We start from the raw sequence: 12725 nt of genomic DNA, 5'->3' as shown, positions 1-12725 counted from the left end.
AAATAAATCCACTATCTTACTTTTCCTAATTCTTTCTTTAAAACAAAATTCAATAAAAAACTTATTGTACCTAAAATCACCATAACATATCCTAATATTTTAAATTGTCCTGATGTTATGGTTGCTTCAAATACCATTCCAAGTAGTACAGTAGCAAAAATAGAACCTAAATAACGGCTAGTTTGAAACAGACCAGAGGCTGTACCTATGCTCTCAGGAGGACTTTCTTTAAACATTGAAGATTGTAATGCTACATTACCAATTCCATAACTAACACCTGCTAATGATAAAATAATTCCCTTACCTATTACTGGTATATAAACAAAAATTACTGAAAGAAGTACTGCACTAATCAGCATAAAAATTGATGACATCATAAGAGGCAATCTAGTTCCAGATTTGTCTATCCATCTTCCAGTCAATGGAGATATAAATATACCTATACCAGACATGAACAACATAAATAGACCAGTTGCTTTTGCACTATAATGTAATGCATCTTGAAAATAACTAGGAAGACCAAAAAACAAAATATAATTAAAGAAATTTAATATAATAAACTGTAAGTAAACCTTTGACAATTTAGGGTTATTTACAAATAGTTTAATATCTATAAATGGTAATTTTGTTCTCAGCTCATGCCAAATAAAAAGACATATCAATATTACACCTAATACAAGTTGTTCTAAATTAAAAGACTCTTTCATAGATAGCAAGAATAGTAATAAAAAAATCATAGCAATTGAAAATAGAAGTATACCAATAATATCTAATCTTGATAAAACATTTTTTAAAGTCTCCTTTACACCTTTTTTCTCTTTTGCTTCTTTTGGAAATAAAAAATATCCTAAACATATAGAAACCACAACAATAGGTATATTTATGAGAAATATAGCATGCCATCCTCCTAAATCCAACAATAATCCCCCAAGTGTTGGACCTAATCCTGCTGTAGTTGAAGCAAAAATGGTTAGGACTGCTAAGGCAGAAGATTGTCTTTCCTTTATATTATTTTGTATAAGAGCAACCCCAGATGGATATAGGGTACTTGTTCCAATTGCCTGAATTACTCTTATAAAAATCAATATAAAGAATGATTGAACAAATGGTACTATAGATGCTGATAAAATTACCAGTATCAAACCACTCAAAAATAAGATTTTTCTACCTATTAAGTCTCCTATCTTACCTGAAACTGGTTGTGCAATAGCACTAGCTAAATAAAATGCTGAAACAATCCAAGATACAGTTGTAAAACTAATATGAAAATCATTTTGTATACTATGTAAAGCAAGTGAAATCATAGAAGAATTAAGAGGATTCAGCATAGTTCCTGAACCTATTGCTATCAAAAAAAGTGTTCTTCTAGTGTTTGTTTTACCCATATATCACGCCTCCAATAAGCAATTCATTTCCCTTATAAAAAAGCAGCTCCTATAATCCCTGCGTCTGAACCTAAAGTTGCACATACAATTTTTGCTATATCTTCTTTTTTGTACAATATGTATTTTCTTACCAAATCTTCTATCCCATCAAGTATTATATCACTTGCTTTAGAAACGCCTCCTCCAATTGATATAATTTCTGGGTCTAATGTATTTATTGTATTTGCAAATGTTTTTGCTAAATAAGATTTAAATCTAGTTATTACTTCAATTGCAACTATGTCGTTTTCTCTATATGCATCAAACACCATCTTTGCATTTATTTTTTCTAAATCTCCTTCTGCTAAATCTAAAATCCTGCTTTTTCTACCTTCTTGTATAAGTTTTTGAGAATATTTTATAATGGCAGTTGCTGAACAAAAAGTTTCCACACAACCATTATTTCCACAATTGCAATCAAAATAGTTTTCTCCTATTACTTGATGACCTATTTCTGAGCCTAATCCATGTGCTCCAGAAAAAACTTTTTGATTAATTACTATTCCTCCACCTACTCCAGTTCCTAAAGTATATAAAACTCCAACATCTGCACCTTTCATACTTCCAAACTTTGATTCTCCAAGTGCTGCTACTGTTGCATCATTTTCTCCATGAATTTCAACATTTGGAAACCTTCTTTTTAGTTCATTCTCAAAACTTTCTCCATCCCATTTTAAGTTTACACAAGTTACTAAACCTTTTTTATTTATAAACCCAGGTACTCCAAATCCAATAGACTTTATCTCTTTCATATTTAGATTGTTTTCTTCTAACAGTTTATCAATCATTATTTTTATATCATCTAGTATTCCTTCAAAGCCCTTTTTAACCACAGTTTTACATTCTGTTCTAAAAAGTATCTTTCCTTGATTATCAACCACACCTGCTTGTATGCCTGTTCCTCCAATGTCTACACCTATATAATACATCTTTTTCACCTTTCTCTTTTAAATTTTATTAATATATATATTTTATCATGTTTATATTATATTAAAATGTAAAACCATGCAAATTTTTAATAATATCTTTAATACAAAACAAAAGCACCTTCCCATAGTATATTTTCACTATGAGAAGGTGTCTATTTTTATAAATTATTTCAATTTATTAGATGTCAAAACAAACTATATTTAAATCAATTATTTTAAACTCTTATCTTGACTTATTTTTTTGTACTAAACAATATTTTTGCAACTATATATCAACCAAATCTTAAATATATTTTTTACAAACATAAATTAGTTTTCCATAACATAATAAGTTGCTTTTATTATTCACCAATCTATACTAAAAATCTTATACACATAATATATATTTCTTTACATATACATATATTTGACTAAATACATATTTCTTTACATACATATCTAGCCTATTACCTAACCATACATACATATTTCTTTACACATGCACATATCGAAAGCAATTTTTTACGTAAATTTTTCTAACTAAATTATAAGCAAATATGCAATTTGCAAAAGTTTTAATTCTTACAAATAACTTTAAAACTTAGATGCTTTGGCTATACAATATGACTACTTTACTACCAAAATTTTAAGTCTAGGCAATTCCAATAATTATCCCAGCTTTTGAGTTTTTCCAGTACTTAATATAGCACTAAAAGCATCTAACTTTATTTCATAGATTATAATTGAGTTTTCTTCATCATTTGGCTGTGCCACATCCGTTCCCACTGGAATCACCCCTTTCTCTTATTTGATTATATTATAGCATATTATATATGTAGGGACAAGCATTTTTCAGAAAATTATTTATATTCAGTTTTATTTTTTTTAATAAAAACTATTTTTATATATTTATAAAATTAAAAATAGCCAATATAAAAATCATATTATATTAATTCAAAATCTTATAACTAAATAATTTAGATTCTAAAGAATATGATTACATTATATTGGCTATTTTAACTACTTTTTCTTAAACATATCTTCTATTTTCTGTCCGAATGTTTTTTTCTTTTCGTGGACGTTCGACCCGCACTCCTTCGCAAATTCTCTTAATAGATCTTTTTGCTTATCATTTAATTTTTTAGGAATCTCGACTACAACTTTAACATATTGGTCTCCTCTTGAATTACCTCTAATTCTAGGAATTCCTTTTTCTTTAAGTCTAAATACAGTTCCAGTTTGTGTTCCTTCTGGCACACTATACTTAACTTTTCCATCCAAAGTAGGTACTTCTATCTCATCACCTAAAGTTGCTTGAACAAATGTAATTGGCATTTCAAAGTAAATATCATTTCCATCTCTAGTAAACAGTGGATGAGACTTTACATTAACTACAATGTACAAGTCTCCTCTTGGAGCACCTTTTTCTCCCACTTCACCTTGACCAGCAAGTTTTATCATTTGACCATCATCTATACCTGCAGGTATATCTACTTCTATAGTCTTAACTTTTCTTGTATTTCCAGTTCCATGACATTTGCTACAAGGAGATTCAATTACTTCTCCAGTTCCATTACAAGTACTACAAGGTCTTGAGCTTGCTATATTTCCAAATGGAGTTCTTTGAACAGTTCTAACTTGACCAGTTCCATTACAAGTTGAACAAGTTTTCTTTGATGTTCCTGGTTTTGCTCCAGTTCCATCACACTCATCACATTCTTCACTTCTATTTAACTTTATAGACATTTTTTTACCAAATGCAGCTTCTTCAAAAGATATAGTAACATTTTGTCTTATATCTGCACCACGTTGAGGACCTCTTCTTCTTTGTCTTCCACCTCCGAAGCCTCCTCCAAACATGTCGCCAAATATATCTCCAAACATATCTTCAAATCCACCAAAGCCTTGGCCATTAAATCCACCTTGGCCTCCAAAGCCTCCTTGACCATTTAGCCCATCATGTCCAAATTGGTCATAAGTCTTTCTCTTTGTATCATCTGAAAGTACTTCATAAGCTTCATTTATTTCTTTAAACTTTTCCTCAGCCTCTTCATCACCAGGGTTTCTATCTGGATGGTACTTCATTGCTAACTTTCTGTAAGCTTTTTTTATCTCTTGAGCTTCTGCACCTTTACTGATACCTAAGACTTCATAATAATCCCTTTTTGTACTCAAAAATTGACACCACCTTCATTTTACAAAATGATAGCTTGTAGAATAATAAACTACAAGCTATCATTAATTCTTATATTCTACTTTAAGTTATATAATCTATGATATATTATATTCTTTATGATGTATATTGTCCATATATCTTTAATATCTATATGATTTTCATAAATAATCTATTCTTCAATTATCATTTGATGTTATATTATATAGCTTATTTATCTTCATCTACTTCTTTAAAGTCAGCATCTACTACATTGTCATCTTTAGGTCCATTATCTTGAGCTTGCTCTGCACCTTGGGCTGCTTGCTGTTCTTGTGCTGCATTTTGGTACATTTCTTGAGATACTTTTTGGAACTTAGTCATTACTTCTTCTGTAGCTTTCTTAAGCTCTTCTGCTGTAGCATCTTGATTGTCTTTTACAACTTTTAAGTCTGCTATTGCTTTTTCTATATCTTCTTTATCACTTGCACTTATTTTATCTCCAAGTTCATTTAAAGTTTTTTCAGTTTGATATATAGTAGATTCAGCTTGGTTAAATGCTTCTATTTTCTCTTTCTTTTGTTTGTCAGCTTCTGCATTCATTTCAGCTTCTTTTATTTTTTGTTCTATATCTGCTTCTGATAAATTAGTGTTTGACGTTATAGTTATTTTTTGTTCTTTTCCTGTACCTAAATCTTTAGCTGAAACATTAACTATACCATTTGCATCTATATCAAATGTAACTTCTATTTGAGGTATTCCTCTTTGTGCTGGTGGTATATCAGTTAATTGGAATCTTCCTAAAGTTGTGTTGTCATAAGCCATACTTCTTTCACCTTGAAGTACATGTATATCAACAGCTGTTTGATTATCAGCAGCAGTTGAGAATACTTGTGACTTCTTAGTTGGTATTGTAGTGTTTCTTTCTATTATCTTAGTCATTACATTACCCATAGTTTCTATACCAAGAGATAATGGAGTAACGTCTAGTAGTAATAAGTCTTTAACATCTCCTGCTAAAACGCCTGCTTGTATAGAAGCTCCTGCTGCAACACATTCATCTGGGTTTATACCTTTATGAGGATCTTTTCCTATAAATTTCTTAACAGCATCTTGAACTGCTGGTATTCTTGTAGAACCACCAACTAGTAATACATCATCTATTTCACTTGTAGAAAGTCCTGCATCTTGTAAAGCTCTCTTAGTTGGTTCCATAGTTTTTTCAACTAAACCTCTAGTTAATTCTTCAAATTTAGCTCTTGATAAATCTATATTCAAATGTTTTGGACCTTCTGCTGTAGCAGTTATGAAAGGTAAGTTTATGTTTGAATTCATTGTTGATGATAATTCTTTCTTAGCCTTTTCTGCTGCTTCTTTTAATCTTTGAAGAGCCATCTTATCATTTCTTAAATCTACACCTTCAGCCTTTTTGAATTCATCTGCTAAATAGTCTATTACTATTTGGTCGAAGTCATCTCCACCTAATCTATTGTTACCAGCTGTAGCTAAAACTTCAAAAGTACCATCACCTATTTCAAGTATAGATACGTCAAAAGTTCCTCCACCTAAGTCAAATACTAATATTTTCTTTTCTTGGTCTAATTTGTCCATACCATAAGCAAGTGCAGCTGCTGTTGGCTCGTTTATTATTCTCTTAACATCTAACCCTGCTATTCTACCAGCATCTTTAGTAGCTTGTCTTTGAGCATCTGTAAAGTACGCTGGAACTGTTATAACTGCTTCTGTTACTGTTTGTCCTAAGTAACTTTCTGCATCTGATTTTAATTTTTGTAATATTATTGCTGATATTTCTTGTGGAGTATATGATTTTCCATCTATATTTACTTTGTAATCAGTTCCCATGTGAGTTTTTATTGAAGTTATTGTTTTATCTGCATTTGTAACTGCTTGTCTTTTTGCAGGTTCTCCAACTATTCTTTCACCATCTTTTGTAAATGCCACTACTGATGGAGTAGTTCTCATACCTTCATTATTTGCTATTATTTGTGCTTCTCCACCTTCTAATACTGCAACACATGAATTTGTTGTTCCTAAATCTATTCCTATTATTTTTCCCATGACTAAAAATCCTCCTTGAGTAATTGTATAATTAAATTTTACTTATTTGTGTATTTTATATTAGGCTAAATATTTTAACCTTAATTTATATACTTAGCAAGAAACTTTAACCATTGAAGGTCTTATAACTTTAGTTCCTAGTTTATATCCTTTTTGAAGTACCATCACTATTTGATTTGCTTCTACTCCATCTACACTCTCTTGCATAACTGCTAGATGTAAGTTTGGGTCAAATTCCTTAGATTCTGCTTCTATTTCTTCTACTCCAAATTTTACTAGAGTATCTATTAATTGCTTATGTACAAGGCTTATACCCTTATACATAGTATCTTCCTTATCTTCACATGCATCTAAGGCTCTTTCCATACTATCTATAACTGGTATTAACTCAGTTATTATTTTCTCATTTGCAAACACACCAATTGTTTCTTTTTCTTGTTGAGTTCTTCTTCTATAGTTTGCATATTCGGCTTGAAGTCTTTGATATTTGTCATTTAATTCATCTACTTCATCTTTTAATTTTTTTTCTGCTAATTTAGAATTTATATCTGTTACATTTTCATCATCAGCTTTTTCTTCATCAGTTTTTTCGCTTGACTCTTCACATTCTTCATTAACAACTTCATCTTCTAACTCTACTTGAGTTTCAGATTCTTGGTTAATAGAAGTATCATTTTCTTCTTTTACTTCTTGTTGCTCATTTTTTTTATCCAAGACTTTACACCCCTCAATTTAAAATTTCTTTACTTTCTATTAATTAATAAACTCATATAATTTATTATAGAGTAAATTCTAGCGTAATCCATTCTTGTAGGTCCTATGAAGCTTATTCGCCCAACTAAGTCTCTGTCTACATTATAAGTTGCTGTAACTATACTACAATCCTGTGCCAATTTACAATCATTATCACTACCAATTATTATATTTAGATTTTCTTTTTGTATTCCCTTTGATTTAATTATGTCAGCTATTGTTTCCTTTCTTTCTAACATATTTAAAAATGACTTTGCTTTTAACACATCATTGAATTCTGGATAACTAAATATATTAGTGGCTCCATTTAATGATAGAGAAAAATCTTCTTCTTCCATATTTGAGTTTAGGGCATTTAAAAGTTCATCTATAAACCCTGAATACTCACTTATTTCATATTTAATAAAAGCAATCAGATTATCATCTAAATCTGTTATACTTTTTCCTGAGAGCTTCTTTGTAAGATTATCAGAAATCAAATTTAACTTAGATTGATCTAAATATACATTAGTTGTAAGGTTAGCTTTTTTTAAGTCCCCTTTATCTGTTACAACTATAAGTAAAATATTATTGTCATTCATAGCAACTAACTGTATATGCTTTATGACGCTTTGATTTATCAAACTCTTAGTAACTGCTACAGTTGTGTAGTTAGTTAATTGAGATAATAGCTTAGACGTTTCATGAATTAATTCTTTTATATGATTTATGTTATGATTCATACATTGTTCAATAAGAATCTTATCATTATCATCCAATTCACTTTTACTCATAAGAGAGTTTACATATAACTTATAGCCTTTTTCAGATGGTACTCTACCCGCAGAAGTATGTGGCTGAATTAAATATCCTAATTCTTCAAGGTCAGCCATTTCATTTCTTATGGTGGCAGCACTAACACCTAAATCATGCCTTTTAGATATTGTTCTAGAACCTATAGCTTCAGCTGTTTCTATATAATCTTTAACTATAGCTTTGAGGATATTTAATTTTCTTTCATTTAATTCCATATTATTATACCTCCTAGCTGTTAGCACTCACTAAGTTCGAGTGCTAAAAAGATTATATATATTATATACCATTATAAATTTATTTTGTCAACACCTTAAAAATCATTCCATAAATTCTATAAATATACTATTAGATATTTCTCTTCCCTTTTGAGTTAATTGTATGCCCTCAAAGCTTTGGTTTATAAGGTTTCTAGCTAGTAACATTTCTATCTGCTTACTGTATTTTTCTCTAAAATCTATTCCAAATTTTTTTTCAAAATCTTTAAATTTTATTCCCTTATTCATTCTAAGACCCATAAATATCTTTTCTTCTATCATATCTTTTATAGAAAGATTTTCACTATCTTCTATTGGCTTCTCTCTTTTAATCAGACTTAAATGATAATCCTCTAAAGATTCTAAATTATTATATCTATTATTATCAATATAACCAGAAGCTCCTGCTCCAAGACCTATATAATGTTCACATTCCCAATATAAAATATTATGTTTACAATTATAGCCTTCTTGTGAGTAATTTGATATTTCATATTGGTTGTATCCTTTTGACTTTAAATAGTTTATTGTATACTCATACATTTCTATATCTATATTTTCATCTATAAGGTCAAATTGATTATTTTCATACATATTATATAGTTCAGTACCTTCTTCTAATATAAGAGAATATGCTGATATATGTGTTGGATTTAAATCTGTAACTTTTTCAAGAGTTTCCTTCCAATCACATAGTGTCTGATTAGGAAGACTATACATTAAATCTACATTAATATTTTTAAATCCTACACTCAGTGCATCCATATAGTTTTTCTCAAATTCTTTATAACTATGTATTCTTCCTATAAAGTTCAAATGCTTTTCTTGGACAGCTTGTAACCCTATGCTAAGTCTATTGATACCAACTTCTTTCATAGTTTCTAATTTTTCTAGTGTAAGTGTACCAGGATTACATTCTATAGTTATTTCTGCATTTTTATCTATATTGAATTTTTCTTTTATACTTACAAATACTTCTCTTATTTCTTCAGATGTCAAAATACTAGGTGTTCCTCCACCTATAAATATACTTGTTATTATATTGTTTTTGTCTAAATTGAAATCTTCTTTATTTTTGTATTTATCATCTCTATTTAATTTATTGCTGTGTAACTCCATTTCTATTTTCAAATCTTCTATATATCTTTTTTTTGAATCTAGGTCCATTTTATAAGAATTAAAGTCACAATACTTACATTTTTTCACACAAAATGGTATATGTATATAAAGTCCTAACATTTTATATTCCTCATTTCTTAAAATTATCTTAAAGCATCAGTTATTAAATTATAAATCAAACAAAATAACTCATCAAGCCACATATAAAACATTTTCACTATGTAATATCATAAAAAATTTGGATAAAAGTAGATTTTTACTTTTATCCAAATTTTTTAACTTAAAACAAATGATTATCTTTTCTTCATATAATAATAAACTGGTAATCCAAGTATGGTTATGAATATACCACCTAAGGATATTGCTGTTGAAGTCAATATTTGATTTATTATTACAAATAACCCACCTAATATAGCTATAATTGGTATTATTGGATATAAAGGAACTTTATATGGTCTGTGTAAATCTGGTTGTTCTCTTCTAAGCCTTATAACCCCAACAAAAGTCAATACATAAAATACCCATATTGAAAATATAGTTAAGTCTGTCAAAAGATTAAATTGACCAGATAAAGCATATATACATGCTAATACAGTTATAAGCAGTATTGAATTTACAGGAGACCCACCATAATTTACTTTTAATAAAACTTTAGAAGCTGGCAAAGTTCCTCTTTCAGCTAATGTATATGGTATTCTTGACCCTGTTAATAAATATCCATTTAATGTACCAAACACTGATATTAATATACCCACAGTTATTACTTTTCCACCTAAATTTCCAAATAATTTTGTTGCAACTAATGTTGCTGGTGAAGTAACAGTTGCTAATTCACTTGCTGGTACAACCCGAAGATATGCTACATTTATTATAATATAGACTGCCATAACTAATGATAACCCACCAACTATTGCTCTTGGTAAATCTTTTTCTGGCGATTTCATCTCGCCTGAGATAGCCCCAACATTTATCCATCCATCATATGCAAACAATGTTGCTATTAATACTTGTCCAAGTGCGCTTGATACATTAACTCCATCACCTACAAATGGATTTAATACTTCACTACTTTGACCTTTAATAAATCCAAAGATTATTATTAGAGCTAATGGTATCATTTTTCCAATAGTAGCTACAGTCTGAACTTTTCCTCCCAATGATGAACCTATTATGTTAAGTAATGATAAAAACAGTATTACTCCAATTGCTATTGGAAGCACAACTGACATATTGTTCGGACTCATATTTAAAAGTTCAGATGCTTGTTGGGCAAATATTACCCCTAATGCGGCTGATGTGCCTGGAAAAAATAATACAGTTTGCATCCATCCAGTTAAAAATCCTAGTTTTTCTCCATATATCTCTTCAATATAAATCATCATACCGCCAGTTTTTGGGATAGCAGCTGATATTTCTGTAGCTGTAAGTCCAGCAGTTATTGTTATAAATCCACCTAAAAGCCATGCTATAATACCTAGACCTGGAGCTCCATTAGTTGTAGTATATATTGCCTGTGGCTTAAAAAAAACTCCCGAACCTATAACCATACCTACAACAGTAGAAAGAGCTGCTGAAAGACCAATAGTCTTTTGTAGTTGAGTACGCATGATGTCCCTCCTCACTGTTTTATAAGTGCATAAAATATTAATTTTATAAATTTATGGTTTTAGTATTCCCAAAGTTTTTTTTTATATTAATTTACTAATTTTATATTAACTTACTAGTTTTATATTAATTTGCTATACATTTAAAATTATAGAATATCAATCTTTAAAGATTGTCTATTTTTTAAATGTGGATTATATTTTCTATCTTAAATTAAAGTTTAATCTTCTAGCTTAAAATGTGTATATATCTAATACTCTTTCTTTTAAAATTTCTTTTTCATTTAGTTCTGGATTATTGATGACAATTTCAAGCATCTTATTTAATAGATACCCTATATCTTTACCTGGTTTAACACCTATAGACATTAAATCGTTTCCATTAATAGCTAAGTCTTTAATATGAAAGCATTCATTTTGGCTTATTATATGTTTAAATTCCTTTTCACTCTCAATAAGGTTTAATATTTTCTGTTTTGCATATTTTGGGTTTTTAGCAAGTGTGTCAGCCCAATTAACTTTTATTAAATCTTCAAATAGTTCAATGTCTCCCAGTTTATTTAATAACTTTTTAATAATTTTTCTTTTTGGTTCTATTCTATAATCATGATATTGTATTAATATTAGAACTTTATTAATAGTATAATTATCATACTTAAGCCTCTTTAAAATTTGCTTTGCTATTTTAACAGACTCCCTACTGTGACTATAAAAATGGTCAATTCCATTTTTATCAGTCGTTTTAGTAATTTTTTTACCCAAATCATGAAATAACATTGTAAGCTTTAGATATAATTCATCTTCAATTACTTCAGTAGCTATCAAAGTATGTTTCCCAACATTATAAATATGATATGGATTATGTTGAATAACATCTTCTAAATCACATATTTCAGGAATTATAAATTTCAATAATCCTGTTGAAATTAATAAATTTAACTTAGATGAATCAGATACTAGCATTTTATTGAATTCTACTTGAATTCTTTCCATAGACACACATTTTATTAAATCTGCTTTTTTGTATATGCTTTGTTTAGTACCTTCAGCTATTTTAAAATTAAGCTGTGCAGAAAACCTAATCGCTCTAAGCATTCTAAGTGCATCTTCTTCAAATCTGTCTATTGGATTTCCAACGCAACGAATACACTTATTTTGTATATCCTCACAGCCATTAAATGGGTCAACTAATCCAGTCTTTGAATTGTATGCAATTGCATTAACAGTAAAGTCTCTTCTTGACAAATCCTTAACTATATCATTTGTAAATTCTATTGAATCTGGATGTCTACCATCACTATAGCTTCCATCTATTCTATATGTTGTCACTTCAAATGGCTCATGTTCAATCATGACTGTTACAGTACCATGTTGTATACCAGTTGGAATAGTTCTTTCAAATATCTCTACTACTTTTTCAGGTCTTGCACTAGTTGTTATATCCCAGTCATTTGGAATTCTTTCTAATAAACAATCCCTCACACATCCTCCAACTACATATGCCTCATAACCATTTTTTTCTAATTCTTTAATTATATAATCCACTTTTTTAGGAATTTCTATATTAGTCATAAATATCACCTTTTTTTATTTTTTCTTTAATATACACTTACTTATATTCTCTATGTGTTTAATTA

9 protein-coding genes are annotated in these 12725 nt (G+C 29.2%); all 9 read right to left on the bottom strand.

Features of this window, described 5'->3' with window-relative positions; genetic code table 11:
* Positions 1 to 11: 11 nt before the first annotated feature.
* Positions 12 to 1385: an MFS transporter gene (locus KGF46_RS04040; protein WP_227828209.1), complete on the bottom strand. Its 1374-nt coding sequence runs from the start codon at positions 1383 to 1385 to the stop codon at positions 12 to 14.
* Between the two features lie 32 nt (positions 1386 to 1417).
* Positions 1418 to 2353 (bottom strand): ROK family protein, encoded by a 936-nt coding sequence (locus tag KGF46_RS04035; RefSeq protein ID WP_227828208.1) that lies wholly within the window; start codon positions 2351 to 2353, stop codon positions 1418 to 1420.
* Between the two features lie 999 nt (positions 2354 to 3352).
* Positions 3353 to 4507 carry a molecular chaperone DnaJ gene (gene dnaJ, locus KGF46_RS04030; RefSeq protein WP_227432574.1) on the bottom strand — a complete coding sequence of 385 codons (1155 nt, stop codon included), beginning with the start codon at positions 4505 to 4507 and terminating at the stop codon, positions 3353 to 3355.
* A gap of 208 nt (positions 4508 to 4715) precedes the next feature.
* Positions 4716 to 6563: a molecular chaperone DnaK gene (gene dnaK, locus KGF46_RS04025; RefSeq protein ID WP_227828207.1), complete on the bottom strand. Its 1848-nt coding sequence runs from the start codon at positions 6561 to 6563 to the stop codon at positions 4716 to 4718.
* Between the two features lie 93 nt (positions 6564 to 6656).
* Entirely contained in the window at positions 6657 to 7277 is a 621-nt protein-coding gene (gene grpE / locus KGF46_RS04020) for a nucleotide exchange factor GrpE (RefSeq protein ID WP_227432572.1), read from the bottom strand.
* Between the two features lie 29 nt (positions 7278 to 7306).
* Positions 7307 to 8326 (bottom strand): heat-inducible transcriptional repressor HrcA, encoded by a 1020-nt coding sequence (hrcA, locus tag KGF46_RS04015; RefSeq protein ID WP_227828206.1) that lies wholly within the window; start codon positions 8324 to 8326, stop codon positions 7307 to 7309.
* A 102-nt stretch (positions 8327 to 8428) separates the two neighbouring features.
* Positions 8429 to 9604: a radical SAM family heme chaperone HemW gene (gene hemW / locus KGF46_RS04010; protein ID WP_227842140.1), complete on the bottom strand. Its 1176-nt coding sequence runs from the start codon at positions 9602 to 9604 to the stop codon at positions 8429 to 8431.
* Between the two features lie 173 nt (positions 9605 to 9777).
* Entirely contained in the window at positions 9778 to 11091 is a 1314-nt protein-coding gene (locus KGF46_RS04005) for an APC family permease (protein ID WP_227842137.1), read from the bottom strand.
* 231 nt (positions 11092 to 11322) lie between these two features.
* A complete protein-coding gene (locus KGF46_RS04000) occupies positions 11323 to 12660 on the bottom strand; it encodes a CCA tRNA nucleotidyltransferase (protein WP_227828203.1) in 1338 nt (445 codons plus the stop codon).
* Positions 12661 to 12725: the final 65 nt, after the last annotated feature.

This window comes from Clostridioides sp. ZZV14-6153 (genome assembly GCF_020657855.1).
GTDB lineage: Bacteria > Bacillota > Clostridia > Peptostreptococcales > Peptostreptococcaceae > Clostridioides.
Note: the sequence above shows the minus strand (reverse complement) of the source record. Positions and strands in the feature narration are given on the sequence as shown.